General features: G+C 69.6%; 13 protein-coding genes. 7 read left to right on the top strand and 6 right to left on the bottom strand.

Going from position 1 to position 17219, the window contains the following annotated elements:
• Positions 1–37: 37 nt before the first annotated feature.
• Positions 38–1204: an MFS transporter gene (locus tag BM417_RS43640; protein ID WP_143139075.1), complete on the bottom strand. Its 1167-nt coding sequence runs from the start codon at positions 1202–1204 to the stop codon at positions 38–40.
• Positions 1205–1325: 121 nt separating this feature from the next.
• On the opposite strand from BM417_RS43640, the gene BM417_RS43635 reads away from it, so the two are divergent.
• Positions 1326–1721: an ATP-binding protein gene (locus BM417_RS43635; protein WP_093605997.1), complete on the top strand. Its 396-nt coding sequence runs from the start codon at positions 1326–1328 to the stop codon at positions 1719–1721.
• Between the two features lie 82 nt (positions 1722–1803).
• Positions 1804–2205 carry an ATP-binding protein gene (locus BM417_RS43630; RefSeq protein WP_143139074.1) on the top strand — a complete coding sequence of 134 codons (402 nt, stop codon included), beginning with the start codon at positions 1804–1806 and terminating at the stop codon, positions 2203–2205.
• On the opposite strand, the gene bla is transcribed toward BM417_RS43630, so the two are convergent.
• Genes bla through BM417_RS43605 form a run of 5 tightly spaced genes read right to left on the bottom strand, consistent with a single transcriptional unit; the run spans position 2198 to position 12044 of the window.
• Positions 2198–3082, bottom strand: coding sequence for a class A beta-lactamase (gene bla, locus BM417_RS43625; RefSeq protein ID WP_093605995.1), 885 nt, complete (start codon positions 3080–3082; stop codon positions 2198–2200). The two genes, BM417_RS43630 and bla, sit on opposite strands and share 8 nt — an antisense overlap.
• Before the next feature lie 9 nt (positions 3083–3091).
• Positions 3092–7024: a non-ribosomal peptide synthetase gene (locus tag BM417_RS43620; RefSeq protein WP_143139073.1), complete on the bottom strand. Its 3933-nt coding sequence runs from the start codon at positions 7022–7024 to the stop codon at positions 3092–3094.
• A gap of 30 nt (positions 7025–7054) precedes the next feature.
• The gene (locus BM417_RS43615; protein ID WP_177320946.1) at positions 7055–7747 is read right to left on the bottom strand and encodes a GntR family transcriptional regulator; all 693 of its coding nucleotides are present in this window, start codon (positions 7745–7747) and stop codon (positions 7055–7057) included.
• Positions 7748–7757: 10 nt separating this feature from the next.
• Positions 7758–11240, bottom strand: a complete 3483-nt coding sequence (locus BM417_RS43610; RefSeq protein WP_093605992.1) for a BTAD domain-containing putative transcriptional regulator — start codon at positions 11238–11240, stop codon at positions 7758–7760.
• A gap of 21 nt (positions 11241–11261) precedes the next feature.
• The gene (locus BM417_RS43605) at positions 11262–12044 is read right to left on the bottom strand and encodes an alpha/beta fold hydrolase (protein WP_407656219.1); all 783 of its coding nucleotides are present in this window, start codon (positions 12042–12044) and stop codon (positions 11262–11264) included.
• Positions 12045–12431: 387 nt separating this feature from the next.
• On the opposite strand from BM417_RS43605, the gene BM417_RS43600 reads away from it, so the two are divergent.
• Genes BM417_RS43600 through BM417_RS43580 form a run of 5 tightly spaced genes read left to right on the top strand, consistent with a single transcriptional unit; the run spans position 12432 to position 17151 of the window.
• On the top strand, positions 12432–13811 hold the full coding sequence (locus tag BM417_RS43600; RefSeq protein ID WP_093605990.1) for an extracellular solute-binding protein: 1380 nt from the start codon (positions 12432–12434) through the stop codon (positions 13809–13811).
• On the top strand, positions 13804–14670 hold the full coding sequence (locus BM417_RS43595; RefSeq protein WP_093605989.1) for a carbohydrate ABC transporter permease: 867 nt from the start codon (positions 13804–13806) through the stop codon (positions 14668–14670). Before BM417_RS43600 ends, BM417_RS43595 begins: the two co-directional genes overlap by 8 nt.
• Positions 14667–15488, top strand: coding sequence for a carbohydrate ABC transporter permease (locus BM417_RS43590; protein WP_093605988.1), 822 nt, complete (start codon positions 14667–14669; stop codon positions 15486–15488). Before BM417_RS43595 ends, BM417_RS43590 begins: the two co-directional genes overlap by 4 nt.
• On the top strand, positions 15488–16471 hold the full coding sequence (locus BM417_RS43585) for an ABC transporter ATP-binding protein (RefSeq protein WP_093605987.1): 984 nt from the start codon (positions 15488–15490) through the stop codon (positions 16469–16471). The genes BM417_RS43590 and BM417_RS43585 overlap by 1 nt, the downstream gene beginning before the upstream one ends.
• Before the next feature lie 2 nt (positions 16472–16473).
• Positions 16474–17151 (top strand): phytanoyl-CoA dioxygenase family protein, encoded by a 678-nt coding sequence (locus BM417_RS43580; RefSeq protein ID WP_143139072.1) that lies wholly within the window; start codon positions 16474–16476, stop codon positions 17149–17151.
• The last annotated feature ends 68 nt before the right edge of the window (positions 17152–17219 follow it).

The raw sequence follows: 17219 nt of genomic DNA, 5'->3' as shown, positions 1-17219 counted from the left end.
GCGCAGCGTAATGGCTCTGTCGATCAGCGCGGCAGGCTCAGTTCGCACCGGAGACGGTCATCGAACCGCGCGAGATGGTGGGGAGCAGTGACACTCCTGTCGCGACCGCGGCGGCCGCCCCGGCGGCGATCACCGGCGCGATCGGCGCCATGTCGTACAACAGCGCGCTCAGCATCGGTCCCACGACGAACGTCATCCCGCCCGTGGCGGTGACCAGCCCGGCGATCAGGCCCTGGCGTGCGGTGCCGACGCCGAGCGAGGCCCTCGCGGCGAACCCGGTGACCGCGAAGCCGACTCCCGCGGCCACCACCGCGAACACCGAGTTGATCTGCGACGGCGCGACCGCGATGACCGCGTAACCGGCCAGCGCCATCGGCGCGCCGATTCTCATCAACCGCACCGCGGGCCACTTCTGCAACGGCACGATCATTCCCTGCGCCACGGCGAGCCCGATGGCGGACGCCATCAGCGTGGCGTCGAGTGCGCCCGCCTCGACCCGCTCTCCGTCCGCGGTGAGGAACACGGCCACGGTCTGCACCAGCACGAACGACAGGTACATCAGGAACCCGGCGACGAAGGCGGGCACCAGTTCCCACGGCCGGGACGGCACCACGTCCCGCGGACCTTCGGCGGGCTTGAAGAAGATGAGGACTCCGAGCGCGAGCGCCACCGCGATCACGGGTGAGAGGTAGAGAGGCACCTGCAGTGACGCCAGCGCGAGCGCGCCGCCGGCCATCGGGCCGATCGCGGAGGCGAGTCCCTGCATCGCACCGACCAGGCCGATGGCGGTGGTGCGTTCGTGGTGGGTCGAGGTACCCGCGACGGCGAGCGCCGCGACGGACAGCGCGGCGAGCCCCAGGCTGAACAGGAAGCTGCGGAACAGCAGCACCATCACGAACGCCAGGTCGGGCGTCAGCGTCTCGTCGATGCCGAACGCCACCGCGACGGCGAAACCGGCGGGCCCGGCCACACAAAGGCCCAGGCCGGCGAACAGCACGGGGCGCGGACCGGTGGCGTCGAGCAGCAGCCCCCACAGCGGGCTCGACAGCGCGATCGTCACGGAGGCGACCGTGAACACCAGTCCCAGCTGCGCCGGTGTGAGGCCGAGCTCGACGGAGAGCGGGGCGATGACGGAGATGAGCATCTGGTGCAGCGAGTAGATGACCAGCAGTGCGACCAGCAGCGGCGGCAAGGATCTGGGCACGCGGTTCCCCCTGGAGTTGCGGCGGCGCAGTGAGAGTAGTTCAAGTAGATGAACGGTTGGTTTGGCCGCCGATGCAGTCGGGTATCCGGCGCTCTAACTGATCAACTGACCGAGGAGCGGTTTGGCGCGCGACCAGGCAGCGAGGACGGGCGAGGCGGCCAACCTGCCGTTGGGCAGGCAGCGGCCTTCACTCGCGGCCGTCCGGCGCTGGGTGCGGCTGGAACTGATGGGCGAGGACGCCGACGCCGTCGCCGACGTGCTGCTGGTGGTGAACGAGCTGGTCAGCAACGCGTACCGGTACACGTCGGAGCCGTCGTTCTTGCGCGTCGTCGTGGAAGAGCACAGGATCCGAGTGGAGATCGAGCACAACGCCAACGCCCATCCGCCGTTGCGCAAGGTGTCCCGTCCGCAGCGGGGGTACGGCCTGGTCCTGGTGGCTCGGCTGTCCGATCGCTGGGGCGTGGACAGGGCTCTCGGCGGCACGGTGGTCTGGGCTGACCTGCCGAGAACGTCATGAGTGAAGTTCGATGGGTTTCGATGTACGCGCTCTGGGGTATGGAACCCCCTGCCTTGAACGAACAGGGCGCGGGGAGATGCTGATGGGTATCGCAGGACGGTCCAGCGAACGACTGGACCTCGTCCTACCGGAAGGTGTTCTGCCGCTCGCGGACGTGCGGGCGGAGGTGCGTCGCCTCCTGAAGGGAATGCACGAGAACGTCGTGGTCGACGTGATGGTCGTGGCGACTGAGCTCGTGAGCAACGCCTACCACCACGCCGCACCGCTGCGGCGGGCCCGCATTCTGAGCCTGCCGGAGCGTGAGGTGGTGCGGGTCGAGGTCGACGACGGCACGCCCGGCCGCTTCCCGCAGCTCGGGCGGATGGGGTTCATCGGGCGTCGGCAGCGGGGTTTGTTGCTGGTCAACGGCTTGGCTCAGGTGTGGGGGCACAACCGGTTCCCCGACTCCAAGACCGTGTGGGCGGACGTGTCGACCGTCAGGTGAGGGTTTTCAGGACGTAGGCGGCGGCCTCGGCGACGAGGGCCTCGTCGTACTTCGCGTCCGCCGCGGACTTGCTGGACATGATCGCGATCAGGACCGGCTCCCGGTTCGGCGGCCACACGACGGCGATGTCGTTGACGGTGCCGTACTCGCCGGTGCCGGTCTTGTTCGCGACCCGGCAGCCCTGCGGCACTCCCGCCCGGACGCGCTTCGCCCCGGTGGTCGACCGTTCCAGCAGGTCCCTCAGGAAGTCGCGCTTCTCCGGTTCGAGGGCGTCGCCCAGCACGATCCGCTGGTAGTCCGTGCCGAGCGAGCGCGGGGTGGCGGTGTCACGCGGGTCGCCGGGGACGGCCGAGGTGAGGCCGGGCTCGATCCGGTCCATTCTGGTCTCGGTGTCGTCGAGCCCGCGCAGGTACTTCGTGAGCTCCGCGGGGCCGCCGGCGTCGCGCAGCAGCAGGTTGCCCGCCGTGCCGTCGCTGTAGCGGACCGCGGCGTCGCACAGGTCGCGCAGTTTCATGCCTGTCCGGACGTGCTGCCTCGTGATGGTGGAGCTCTTCATCAGGTCGGCTTCGGTGTAGGTGACCACGGTGTCCAGATGCGACATCGGGTTGCGGTGCAGGACCGCCGCCGCGGCAAGGCCCTTGAACGTCGAGCAGAACGCGAACCGCTCGTCCGCCCGGTGCTCGATCGTGCTGCCGTTGTCGCTCATCGCGTAGACGCCCAGTCGTGCGTCGAACTTCTTCTCCAACTCGAACAACGCGTCGTGCCGCACGGGCGCCGTGCTCGTGGTCGTCGTGGTGGGCTGGACCGCAGGGGTGGCGGCGCAGCCGGCGAGCGGGAGAAGAGCGAGCGTTTTCAGGACTGTGCGTCGATCGGTCACCCACCGACACTATTTGATCTCGGAGACGCGCAGCGACGGGTCCTCGATGACGGCTCGGAGAACGTCCTCGAACTTCGTGAGCAGCTGTTCTGCTTGCTGCCGGGTGAACAGCAGCGAGTTGTACACGACGTGCCCGCCCGAGTCGTGCAGGTGGAACGTCACCTCGGACTTCACGATGACCGGCCCGCGTTGCCGTGCCTCGAAAGTCGTTGCTTCCACGCCGGGCAGGCGCAGTTCGGGCACCGGCGGCACCAGTGCGAACGTGAGCCGCAGCGGAATTCCTTCCACCACCTCGTGAAACGGCACCTCCTGGTGTTCGTGCGCCGCCGCCGTGGTCTCCCTGACCCGCCGCAGCACCTCGCGGAAGTCCGGATCGCCGGACAGGTCGGTGCGCAGCGCCACGACCTTCGCGAAGAGACCGATCACCTGCTCCAGCTCGGGCCGGACGCGGTTCGCCATCGGCGTGCCGACCACGACGTCCGTCGCCTTTGTCGTGTGCGACAGCAGGACCTTGAACGCGGCCAGCAGCACCTCGTACGGCGTGGCCTGCTCCTGACCGGCCAATGTGGAGACTCGGGAGAGCAGGTCCTTCGACGGTGACCACGGCAGCAGCTCGCCGGGGCCGAGGGGGTTGACGTCCCGGTCGGCCTTCGTCGGCAGCTCGATCGGGCGCATGCCGTCCAGGTGCCGCTGCCAGTACTTCGCGTGCTCGGGGGACAGCGTGTCCTGCTCCCACAACGTGAAGTCGGCGTACTGCACACCCGGCGCGGCCGCGGTGCCGTTCAGTTCCTCGATCAGCAGGGCCTGCGACCACCCGTCGCTGACGAGGTGGTGCATGGTCAGCAGCAGCACGTGGTCCTCGTCCGCCAGTCGCAGAACCCGTGCCCGCAACAACATTCCGCTCGCGAGGTCGAACGGCACGGTCATCTCGTCACCGGCGATGAACGCCGCTTCCTCCACGGAGGACACGTCGACGACCTTGAGCGGAACGGCCTGAGCCGGCCGGACCTCTTGCAGCACAACGCCATCGCGTTCGACGAACGCCGTGCGCAACGCCTCGTGCCTGCGGACCACGCGGTCCAGTCCGGACTGGAGGTGGCCGAGGTCGAACGGCCCGTGCAGGCGCGCCGCCAGCGGCACCGTCCAGAAGCCCGCCGCCAGCACCGAGCCGAACCACCGGTTGCCCTGGTTCTGCGCGATCGACAACGGCACCGGGCCGTGCGCACGTGGCGTGATCGGCTTGGTCCACGACCGTTCGCCGGACAGGATCCGCGCGAGCCGTTGGGGTGTGCGGTGGTGGAACAACGCGGGCAACGGGAGTTCGGCGCCCAGTTCCGCGCGGACGCGGGTGATCACGCGGGTGGCGAGCAGGGAATGCCCGCCCAGCGCGAAGAAGTCGTCGGTCGCGCCGACGTCCTCGATGCCGAGCACGTCCGCGAACACCTGGCACAGCGCGGCTTCCTCGGTGGTGCGCGGCCGGACGTGCGGCGAGCGAGGAGACGGCACCGGCAGCGCGCGGCGGTCGATCTTGCCGTTCGCCAGAAGCGGGAACGCGGCCAGAGGGATCGTGCTCAGCGGAAGGAAGTCCGACGGCACCAGCTGGACCGGCAGCAGTGCCGCGCAATGCTCCAGCAGGTCGTCGGCCTCACCGGTGTAGTAGGCGATGAGCTGCTTGTCCCGCAGCACGACGACGGCCCGCGTCACCTTCGGATGAGCGTGGAGCACGGCCTCGATCTCGCCCGGCTCGACCCGCACGCCACGGATCTTCACCTGGTCGTCCACGCGGCCGTGGAACTCCAGTTGGCCGGCGTCGTTCCACGACGCGAGGTCGCCCGTCAGGTACATCAGCTCGCCGTCTTTCGTGACGAACTTCCGTTCGCTCAGCTCAGGACGGCCGTGATAGCCCGAGGCGAGCCCGGCGCCCGACACGCACAGCTGGCCCGCGACGCCGACGCCGACCGGCAGCAGGGTGGCGTCGAGCAGGTGGATCCGGGTGTTGTCGATCGGCCGGCCAATCGGGGCCGTGGCGGGCCAGTCCACGACGTCGGCGGGCACCGACCACGACGTGATCACGTGCGACTCGGCCGGGCCGTAGTGGTTGTGCACGCGCAGCCAGGGCCTCGACGCGCAGAAGTTGCGCAGCTTCACGTCCAGCGTCAGTGGTTCGCCTGCCTGCGAGACGTGCCGCATCGAGGCGAACGACGGTTCCTCGTCCAGCAACGCCCGCAGCACCGAGTCCGGCACGAACAGCCGCGTGATCCGTTCGGCGTCCAGCCAGGCGGCGAACGCGGCGGGGTCGCGGCGGACCTCGTCGGACGGGATGACGAGCGTGCCGCCGAACAGTAGCGTCGAGAAGATCTCCTGCACCGCCACGTCGAAAGTGGCGGTGGTGAACTGAGCGGTGCGGCTCTGCTCTTCCCGTTCGAGTGCCTTCTCCTGCCAGCGCACGAGGTTCACCACACAGCGGCCGGGCATGAGCACGCCCTTGGGCCGCCCGGTCGAGCCGGACGTGTAGATCATGTAAGCCGGAGCGTCCTGGCTCGTGCGCGGCGGCGCGGAGTCCGGGTGGGAGTCCATTTCGGAGGGTGCCAGCGGCTGGTGGAACAGCACGCGGTTCCGGCTCACCACAACGGACAGCCGGGCGTCGTCGACCAGGAACTGGATGCGGTCCAGCGGGTGTTCGGGATCGATCGGCACGTACGCCGCGCCGGCCTTGAGCACTCCCAGGATCGCGACGATCATCTCCGGGCCCCGGTCCAGGCACAGCCCGACCCGGTCGCCGGTCCCGATTCCCCTCGACCGCACCAGATTTGCCATCCGGTTGGACCGGCGGTCCAGCTCGGCGTACGTCATCGTCCCGGACCCGTGCTCGACGGCGACGGCGTCCGGCGTGGTCAGCACCTGCTCGGCGAACAGTTCGGGAATGCTCACGTCCGGCAGGTACTCGGTGGTGGAGTTCCACTTCGCCAGCAGCGCGGCCTCGTCCTGGCCGATCAGCGAGATCCGCGAGAGGCGCTCGTCGGTCGGCGCGTCCAGCACCTTGGCGAGGTGGGCCAGCAGCCGGGAGATCCGCGGCTTGTCGAACAGTGCCCGGTTGTAGAGCACGCGGCCGTTCTGGATCTCGACGTCGAAGCTGGTGAACGCGACGTCGGGGTCGTAGAGGTCCCGTCGCGGCCGCAGGTCGACCTGCACCTGCACGAGCGGATGCCGCGACAGATCGCGTTCCGGCGCAAGCAGATCCACGACCTGGTCGAACGGGACGAGCTGCGATGCCGCCGTGGTCAGCTGCTCGGCCGTCAGCCCGCACAGCTCGCCGAACGTCGGATCGCCGGACAGATCTCCGCGCAGCACAACGAGTTCGTCCGCGACGACGACACCGATGGGCACGTCGACGGACCGCGTGTAGCGACCGAGCACCACCTGCAACGCCGCGAGCAACGCGTCGGAGTCGACGTCGGCCGACCACGGCACCACACCGGCTTCCGGCCGGTGCAACGGCGGCCGCGGCCGATCGGCCGGCAGCTCCAGCACCGGCAGGTCGCGCAACTGCTCCAGCCAGAAGCCGGGAGAACCCTGGGCGGCCGGGGGAGTCGGTCCGCCGAGCACCGTCTCCAGGACGCGGATGTCGCCGAGAATCCCGTGCATCGTCAGGACGAGCAACGACGAGTTGAGCTCCAGAGCGCGCACCAGCGGGCCTTCGCGCAGGTCGAACGGCTGAGTGAGCTCCGCGCGCACGGCCGCCCGCACGTCGGGGACCTGGGCCGACCGCACGACGACGGGTGGCCCGCCGGGGACGGGCCGCCCGTCGTCGTCGAACCGGACCAGGAGGGTGTCCGGCACGCGGACGGCGGCGGGTGTGGTGATCAGCGTGACGTGGTGGCTGGGGTTGCCGGGGTCGAGCTGGTCGAGGAACCACATGCGGCGCCGGGTGTGGTCGGTCACGGTGCCTCCCGCTGCGAGTCGGCTTCGACGCTAACTCGCGTGGAACTGGGCAGATCCCTCGAATCGGCCGGCGTGATCGGCCCGCGGCAGGTGCATCGTGAGGTGCGCTCGATCGCCCCGCAGGACGACCCACGACCGTTCGACCGGCACACCGCGGAAGTCGTGGCCGAGCCAGGCGATCGACAGCACCGGCGTGGCCGGGCGGACGTCGAGCAGCCCGGCGACGCGCGGTGTGGCGAGAGCGGTGGTGCACCACGGGTGCAGCTCGCCGAACCGGATCTCGTAGGCGTCGGAGAGGAACTTCCGCAGCGGTGTGGTGCGGTCGTAGCGCGCGGCGAAGCCGGGGAACCGGGAGGCGCGCAGGTACGTCGAGCGCACGCCGATCGGTTCGTCGCCGCGGACGAGGACCGACTCGACGCCGAGCACGTCCCCGGTGATCCTCACGGCCACCTGCTCGCGGGTGGCGAGGTCCTGGACCACCGCGTCGAGGCTGAGGCGGTGAACGTGCTGGGGCGGGGCGACGGTCGTGCCCTGGCGGCCCGTTCCGCGGATGAGCCTGCCCTCCAGCACGAGTTCGTTCATCGCCTTGCGGATCGTGGTGCGGGACATGCCGAACACGTCCGAGAGCTCGCGTTCCGGTGGGAACGGGGTGTTGCCGGGCAGCTCGCCCAGCAGGTCGAGCAGGCGGGCCTTGGCCTGGTAGTAGCGGGGGATCGCGGGCACCACCCGGACGTTATTCCCGGTCGATAACCAGCGACTCATCGTCGGCGTCCGGCCTCGACCCGATCTCCCGGTAGATCCGGCGGGCTTCCTGCCTGTCACCGCTGAGGAACGCGACGGCGGCGTCCTTCCAGCGAGACCAGGACACCTCGGCGAGGCACTCGGGGCCGTGACCGGCGGCGGCGAGGACGATCGGCAGGCTGACGCCGATCGTGCCGGTGATCTGGCGGCAGACAAGCAGGTCGTCGACCTTCACCGGTTCGCCGCGCAGCAACGCGAGGTGGGCCTTGAGGGTCAGCGGGTGTTGCAGGTCGCCGGGACGGCCTTGGTGCCTGGCGAGTTCGAGTGCCCGGTCCGTGTCCTCGCCCGCGCCGACGAGATCACCGGTCAGCAGCCGGACGCGGCCGCGGAGAGCGAGGACGTGAGCCTGGCTCGGCTCGTCCAGGGCGGCCAGCGCCTCGGCGTACCTGCCGTCCCAGAACAACTCCAGGTACCTGGACGCGTCGAGCCAGGCGATCGTGTCGTTGTCGCCGTGCCGTTGGGCGGCCGCTCGTGCCTCCGCTCGCACCGCGAGCCGTGCCTTGGCGTCGCCGATCACCGTGTAGGCGGTGCTCAGGTTGAACAGGCACAGTCCGGGCGAGATCCCGGCCGTCGTGCGTTCGGTCGCGGCCTGGCGCATGTCGCCGATGCCGCCGGGGTCGCCCTGCTTGACCCTCGCGAGGCCCAGTGCCTCCAGCGCGATGGCCCGTTCGATGCCGGTGGCGCCGGTCAACGCCGTCTTCGCCGCGCTGATCGCCTCGGGCAGCCTGTCCGCAAGTGTCAGGGAGTGCGCGACGTACGCCTGCACGCCGTACGCGCGCTCGGTCAGGGCGAGGAACTCGATCGTGCGGTCGAGGTGTCGTCCGGCGGCCGCGTGGTCGTCCTGGTGCCAGCTGGCGCGCCAGGAGGCTCGGGTGGCCTCCGCCGCACCCGCGAAGTTCCCGGCGTCGCGGTGGAGGTCGGCCGCCTCGGTCAGTTCTGCGAGCCCTTCACCGCTCAGGGCCAGGCTCGATCCCAGCAACGTCAGCAGCTCGGCCCGGTCGGGGTGGCCGGGCGGGCAGACCGCCAAAGCGGCGCGGTAGCAGCGGATCGCGGTGTCCCTCGCGGCCAGGGCGGTCGCTCTGCGGCCTGCGTCCGTGAGGGCTGCTCTTGCCTTTCGGCCCATGATGTCGCACGGCCTTCCGGAGGCTTCCGCGATCCACACCGCTTCCTGGAAGTGGTACGCCAGCAGCGGTACGTGCTCCAGCGGCAACGCCCGCACCCACTCGGCCGCGTGGTAGTGCTTCATCGCCTTGGTGCCGCGCGGAACCCGGTCGTAGGCGGCGTCGCGGACCAGCACGTGGCTGAAGGCGTACTCGATCTCGCCCACGACGTTGCTGGTGCTGTGGCGCTTCAGGAAGTCCCGCTGCCGCAGCACCTCCAGGCAGCGCGCGACCTCGGCGGCATCGCGTTCCGAGACCACCGCGACCGCGCCGGGCCAGACCGTCGGTCCGATGACCGCCGCGTCCTGCAGCACCGACTTCTCCAGCTGGGGCAACGAATCGAGTCTCGCGCCGATGACGTTCTGCACCGTCTCGGGGAGGGCGTCCGGGGCGCCGTCGCGAAGCATGCGGACGTACTCGCCGGCGAAGAGCGGGTTGCCGGCCGAGCGGTGCAGGAGCGGCGGCAGCTCGGCGGTCACGTCGTGGCGGGCCATCAGGGCCTCGAGCAGCAGCGTCGTGTCCTCTTCGGACAGTGCGCCCAGCGTGATCGCCTCACCCCGGACCCGTGCCTCCCGCCGTGCGGTGAGAAGCACCAGCAAAGGCACGTCGTCCGCGGTGTCGGCGAGTCCGTGCAGGAAGCCGAGCAGCAGGTCGTCGGCCCAGTGCACGTCCTCGATGATCACCACCAGTGGTTCCTCCGCGAGGTGCTCGACCAGCCGGCGCCACGCCATCAGCACGTCGCTTCCCTGCGGGCTGACCCCCACGAGCGCGGAGAGTTGCGTGACGAGCCACGGGTCGTCGCTGATCACCCGGATCTTGGCGGCGACCGTGGCGGCGTCGTCGGTGTCGAAGATGCCCGCGTGGCTCCGCACCGTCTCCGCCAGCGGGGCGAAGACGTCGTCGCGCGCGAACGGCGGCGTGCGCCCGGTGAGCGTCCGGCGGCCCCTGGCGAACTCCCGCACGAGCCTGCTCTTGCCCGCGCCGGGCTCGCCGGCCACCGTGATCACCCTCGGCCGGTTCGTCGCCTTGACCTGCTCGTAGGTCTCGGCGAGCAGCGCCATCTCGGCCGACCTGCCGACGAACGGCGTGTCGTCCCCGGCCGGCGTGAGCGTCCTGTCGGTCACCGGGCACGTCCTGACCTCGCCTGGTGAGGCCTGGGCGAGCAACCGCAGGCAGGCGTCGAGCACCGTGCCGCTGACCTCGACGCGATCGCCGGACGTGACGAGCGCGGGCCCGGTGGACACCGCGGCCGCGGCCGGATGCTCGCCGGTGATCTCGAACGCGGCGCGCACCGCCCGTGCGGCGTCGTCCTCGCGGTTGACCGGGGCACCGAAAGCCGCGCAGACCGTCGAACCGAGCGTCGTCACCGTGACGCCACCGAGGTCTTCGATGTGCCGCCGTACCCGGGTCACTGATGTTTCGAGCCGTTCGTCGGCCGCCTCGTCCGCTCCCGGCAGCTCCAGCCGGACGACGAGCACGCTGACCTTCTTGCGTTCCAGCATGGTCGGCGCCTGTGCAGTGCTCGTCCCGAGCGCCGGGTCCTGCGTGAGGATCGCCTGCTCCAGCCTGACCAGATCAGGCCCCGGATCGATGCCGAGCTCGGCGGCGAACCGCGCGCGTGCCGTGCGGAAGACCGCGAGCGCGTCGGCCTGCCTGCCGGACCGGTAGAGCGCGAGCATCAGCTGCCCCTGCAACCGTTCGCGCAACGGGTGATCGCTGGCCAGCGCCTCGATCTCCGCGATCACCTCGCGATGACGCCCGCACGCCAGTTCGGCGTCGAACCTGTCCTCCACCGCCACGTCGCGCAGGTGCGTGATCTCCACCAGCGCCGGCCACGTGACGCCGTCCGCCACCAGATCCGCGAGAACGGGCCCGCGCCACAACGCCAGCGCGTCCCGCAGAACGCGCGCTACCTGCTCCGGCCCCGGCGCCGTGGACGCTCTGGCGAGGGCGGCGCGGAACCGGTGCAGGTCAACGCGATCCGGCTCCACCCGCAGCAGGTAGCCGGGCTTGCGGGTGACGATGTCGAGCCCGGCCTTGCGCAGCGCCGACACGACGTTGAGCAGGATCCCGCGCGCCGTAGGCGGATGCCCGTCCGGCCACAACGCGCCGGTGAGCTCGCTGATCGACACCACCCGGCCCGCGTTGAGCAGCAGGAAACCCAGCGTCGCCCGGCGGGTGAACCCGCCGACCCGGTGCTCCCTGCCGTCCACGCGGACCTGCAGGGGACCGAGAACGGCGAACTCGACAGACATCGCCCGGGACCATACCGCCGATCAGGGCACCAGACGGATCCCTTCGTGGCGTGCCCGTTCGAACAGCCTGGTGCCCCGGTGCTTCAGGTGCAGGTCGAAGAACGCCGCCACGTAGTCGTGCTGGGCCCTCAACGCGTCCGCGGGGTCGATCGTCCCAATGAGACTCTCCCGGCGTTCCCTTGGCACAGCGGCGATCTGCGGCACCGACCACTGCATGTCGCTGAACCCGAGGTGCGCGCCGTCGTCCAGGTGCACGTCCCGCTTCCAGCCGCGCTGGTTCGGCCAGAAGTCGGCCCACGTCCTGGTCAGGCTCGTGTCGACGTGGCTCAGTTCGCGCTCGCCCAGGTCACCGCCGAACAGCAGGAACGGCCGGTCCAGCCCCTGGGTGACCGCCCTGCCCGGCGCGTAGGGGCCGTCCTCGCCGGTGTGCTCCATCGCGCCGTCGATGTTGATGCCCGCGTCGAACCTGCGGTCGTTCGCCATCGTCTCGGCCGCCGTGTAGCCGCCGTACGAATGCCCGGCGACACCGACGCGGGTGGTGTCCGCGTCCTTGTGCAAGCTCGGACGCTTGTCCAGCACGAACCGCATGTCGGCGACGCGCGCGTCGATGGCCTTCTTCATCGTCGCCTGGGAGGCGTCCTGCATCAGGCCCCACTCGATGCGGTCGCCGGGGAACTCCACGGCCACCGTCTCGTGCGTGTGATCGTGCGCTGATGGCCGACTGGAACGGGCCGCTGAACCGCGGCCCGTTCCTGATCCGAAGCGGCTGGAAGCACCGCGATCAACCGCTGCATAGTTGATCAACCGTTACTTGGAAGTCGACAGACTTGCGTCCGTGCTTTCAAGCAGCCGTCGCCTTACGGCGCGGCGTTGGCCCAGCTGACAAGCCTGGGTCTTCCCGTGGCAGTACCCGCCGCCAGCGAATGCTGGTCTTACATAGGTTTCCATCGGGCCGTCACGACGCAACTCGCCGCCACCCGGCTGATGCCGGTAAGCAGGTCTCCGGTGAACTGCTTGGTTCTCGCTGCCACCGGTTTCCTTCGGTCCAAACGATAGCACATACGTTCGAGCACTCCGGCTGCGGGTGCTCGTGCCGTTTGATCAACCCCCTTCGCGCGCCAGCCTCGCAGCCGTGCACTGAGAGGGTGCTGAGAGCTTGTGGCCGTCGTGATCCAGTGCCATGTTGGACCGATGGGGCGAACAAAGACGTTCGGGCTGGTGGCGGTGTGCGGGCTGCTGGCGGGCTGCCTGGGACAGACGCAGAGCGGTGATCAGGCGCGCAACGCCGACGCCAAGGAGATCACGCTGACGATCGTCGCCAACTCGGCGGTCGGCGGGAAGAACGCCCGCGGGGCGAACTGGATCCAGAACTGGGTGATCCCCAGGTTCACCGAACTGCAGAAGGCCAAGGGCGTCACCGCGACGATCAAGTTCGAGCAGAACGGCGCGGGCGACGAGGACTTCAAGACCAAGGTCGCGCTGGACCTGAAGACCGGCGGTGGCGGCGACATCATCGAGATCGACGGCATCTGGCTCGGCGAGTTCGCGCAGGCCGGGCAGATCAAGCCCCTCGGCGATGTCGTCGGCGACACCGACTGGGACGGCTGGAACCAGATTCCCAAGGCCGTGCAGGGGCTCGGCGAGTTCGACGGCAAGCGGTACGGCGTGCCGATGGGCACGGACGGGCGCGTGCTGTTCTTCAACAAGAACCTCTTCGCGCGGGCCGGGCTGCCCGCGGACTGGCAGCCGAGGTCGTGGCAGGAGGTGCTCGACGCGGGGGCCAAGCTCAAGGCCCTGCCCGGCGTGACGCCGATCCAGCTCAACGCCGGCAGCGCGATGGGCGAGGCGACGACCATGCAGGGCGTGCTGCCCGCGCTCGCCGGCACCGGCAAGCCCGTCTACGAGAACGGGAAGTGGCAAGGGGATTCGGCCCAGCTGAAGGACGTTCTGGGGCTGTACCAGAAGGTCTACGGCGGCGGACTCGGCGATCCCGTGCTGCAACAGGAGGCCAAGGGACGCGACCGGTCGTTCCAGCTGTTCGGCGAGAACAAGATCGGCATCCTGCTGGAGAGCGACTACTTCTGGCGTTCGGTCGTGGAACCCAAGAACGGCGTGGCGAAGATGGCCGATCGCGACACGGCTGTGGGCTGGGCGCTGGTGCCCGCCAAGCAGGCGAAAGCCGGTGTGGGCGGGCAGGACTTCGTCAGCATGTCGGGCGGTGGCGTGCGGGTGATCAACCCGAACACCCAGTACCCCAGGCAGGCGTGGGAGTTCATGCAGTTCCTCAACTCCGCGGAGGCCGTGAAGGAGTCGCTGGCGGGTACGGCGCAGCTCACGCAACGGCAGGACGTCAACGACGAGGTGCTCAAGGGCGACCCGATGCTGATGTTCATCGCGGAGAAGGTCCTGCCGATCACCCGGTACCGGCCGGGGCTCGCCGACTACCCCAAGGTGTCGGCGGCGCTCCAGCAGGCGACCGCGGACGTGGTGGCGGGCAAGAGTCCGGACGAGGTGGCCACGGCCTACCGCGCGGCACTCGTCAAAGCCGTCGGAGAGGCCAACGTTGGATAGCTCCGGGCTGGGCGTCCGGCGCGCTCTGGGGTTCGTCACGCCCGCGCTGGTGCTGATCGGGGTCTTCCTCGTCTTCCCGGCGCTGTGGACGCTCTACATCGGCGTCACGAACTACCAGCTCACCGGGCCCGCGGCGGCCAACCCGCAGGTCGTCGGCCTGGACAACGTCGTCGAGGCCGTGCGCGACCCGTTGTTCACGAACTCGCTGTGGCTCACGGCGTTGTTCGTGCTCGGGTCGGCGGTGATCGGGCAGAACGTGCTCGGGTTCGCGCTGGCGTGGCTGCTGCGGATGGTGCGGCCAGGGCTGCGGCGGACCGTCGAGGGGCTCGTGCTGCTCGCGTGGATCCTGCCGGGCACGGTGGTGGCGTACCTGTGGTTCGCGGTGCTCAGCCGCGACACCGGCACGCTCGGTCTGCTGCTCGGCTCGCCGCAGACGGCCTGGCTGGTGCAGTACCCGATGACGAGCCTGATCATCTTCAACATCTGGCGCGGCACGGCGTTCTCGATGCTGCTCTACACCTCGGCGCTGGCCGCGGTGCCGCCGTCGCAACTGGAGACCGCGCGGCTGATGGGCGCGTCCGGCCGGCAGACCGTGCGGGACGTGGTGTTCCCGCACATCCGCGGCCACGTGCTGACGAACACCCTGCTGATCAGCCTGTGGACGGCCAACGACTTCACGCCGTTCCTGCTGACCGCCGGCGGGCCGAACCACCAGTCCGAGGTGCTGCCGGTGCTGATCTACCGGCAGGCGCTGGAGGGCGGTCAGCTCGGGTACGCGTCCGCGATGTCGATGCTGCTGCTGGTGGGAAATCTGGTTGTGGCCCTGGTTTACCTGCGGTTGCTGCGGAGGCGTGCATGAGTCCTCTGTGGATCGTGCGGCGGATCGGCTTCTACGTGCTGATCACGCTGGTGCTGGCGTTCTTCGCGGTGCCGATGCTGTGGCTGGCGTCCGCGCCGTTCGACGCGAAGCCCGGCCTGGGATTGCGGTGGCCGGACTGGACGCTGCGCAACGTCGTGGCGACCTTCGACCACCCGTACGCGCTGACGTCGTTGCTCAACTCGTTGGTGCTGTGCGTGGTCGCGACCGTGGTGACGACGGTGCTCGCGGCGCTGGCGGCCTACGCGTTGTCACGAGTGCGGATTCCGGGCCGGGATCTGCTGCTGTACCTGCTGCTGTTGTTGTCTTCAGTGGTCACGGGGACGGCCGCGATGGTGCCGATCTTCGTGATGATGCTCCAGCTCGGCCTGATCAACTCGCAGTTCGGCACGGCACTGGTGATCGCGGGCGGCATGCTGCCCGCGGCCATCTTCATCCTCAAGGACTTCATGGACGCCGTGCCGCGCTCGTACGAGGAGTCGGCGCGGGTGTTCGGCGCCTCTCCCCGGCAGGTTCTCAGTCACGTCGTGCTGCCCGTCGCGCGGCCCGGTGTCGCGACGATCTTCGTGTGGGCGTTCGTCAACGCCTGGGGCAACTTCCTGCTGCCGTTCCTGCTGCTGCGCGACGTCGGTCAGCAGCCGGCGGCGGTGCTGCTGCGCACCCTGTACGACGAGGGCGGCAGCGCCAACCTGACGGTGATCCCGGTGTTCTCGCTGCTGTACTCGATCCCGGTGGTCGTGCTGTACCTGTTCGTGAACAAGCGGTACGGGTTCCGATTCCACGGAGGCATCAAGAGCTGATGGCGGGTATCACTGTCGAGGGTCTGTCCACCGTGTACCCCAACGGGGTGCGGGCGGTGGACGAGCTGGACCTCGAGATCGCCGACGGCGAGCTGTTCGCCCTGCTCGGCCCGTCCGGGTGCGGCAAGACCACGTTGCTGCGCACGATCGCAGGTCTGGAAGGCGCCACCGACGGGGCCGTGGCGATCGGCGACCGGGACGTCACGCGGCTACAGCCCGGAGACCGCCGGGTTGCGATGGTGTTCCAGGACTACGCGCTGTTCCCGCACATGACGGTGGCGGAGAACATCGCCTACCCGCTGCGGGTGCGGGGCGTCGCGAAGTCCGTGCAGCAGGAGACCGCCGCGCGGACCGCTCGAGGGCTGAGCCTGGGGGAGTTGCTGGACCGCCGGCCCGGCCAGCTATCGGGTGGCCAGCAGCAACGGGCGGCGCTCGCCCGCGCCGTCGCCGCGTCGGCCGAGGTGCTGCTGCTCGACGAACCTCTGTCCAATCTGGACGCACGGCTGCGGCTGGAAGCCCGCACGTTCCTCAAGAAACTGCAACGAGAGCTCGCGTTGACGACGGTGTTCGTCACGCACGACCAGGCCGAGGCGCTGGCGCTGGCCGATCGGATCGCGGTGATGGACGCGGGCCGGATCCGGCAGCTCGGCACGCCGCGCGAGGTGTTCCAGCGGCCCGCGGACACGTTCGTGGCCAACTTCATCGGCTCGACGCCCATGAACCTCGTACCGCGCGGCTCGGAGATCATCGGCGTGCGCCCCGAGTACCTGTCGCCCGCGGCCGACGGCCTGTTCGGCGGCGAGGTGTCCATTGTGGAGAACCTCGGCGTGACGTCGCTGGTGACACTGGACTGCGGCGAGGAGCAGATCGGCTACATCGTGCCCGAGGACGACGAGCCCGCCATCGGCACGACGGTGACCGTGGACGCCCCGCCCGCACGCGTTCTGCGCTATGACAAGGAGACCGGCCTACTCGTGAGGTGACGATGTTCGAGAAGGATGGCTACGAGACGCACGCGAGCGTGCTGGCACCGGCGAGGTTCGAGGCACTGGCCGCGCACTTCGAGGCCAAGCTGGCGGCGCTGCCGGAGGGGCAGCGTCCCGAGCACATGGACGTGCCGCACCTGACCGACCCGGCGCTGTTCGAGTGGCTGCTGGACCCCGACGTGCTGGACCTCGTCGAGTCGCTGATCGGCCCGGACATCGCGTTGTTCTCGTCGCACTTCATCTGCAAGCCCGCCGGCGACGGCAAACCCGTGCCGTGGCACCAGGACGCGCACTTCTGGCGCGACAGCATCGACCCCGCGGGCGACGCGATCACGGTGTGGCTGGCGATCGACCCGTCGACCGTCGAGAACGGCTGCCTGCGCGTCATTCCGGGCAGTCATCTCACCGCTGCCGAGCACACCGGCACCGCCGACTCGTTCTTCAACCAGGAAACGGCGGTGGACGAGTCACGCGCCGTCGATGTGGAACTGGAGCGCGGGGCGTGCAGCGTGCACTCGGCCATGCTGGTGCACGGCAGTCCGCCGAACCGCAGCACGTTGCGCCGTTGCGGCTACACCATGAGATACATGCCGACGACCGTCCGGTTCTTGAAGCCGGACAGCCACAAGATCTACCTCGCGCGCGGCCGCGACCACGCGGGCAACACCTACAGCTAATGCCTAATAGCCGGGAAAATCGATTCAGTCGTCACCGCGGCCGCTTCGTCGCTCCTGCTTCTTGACCG

The sequence above is a fragment of the Lentzea waywayandensis genome (assembly GCF_900115955.1).
GTDB classification, from domain to species: domain Bacteria; phylum Actinomycetota; class Actinomycetes; order Mycobacteriales; family Pseudonocardiaceae; genus Lentzea; species Lentzea waywayandensis.
The sequence above is the reverse complement of the archived record's forward strand: the minus strand, read 5'-3'. Positions and strand labels throughout refer to the sequence as shown.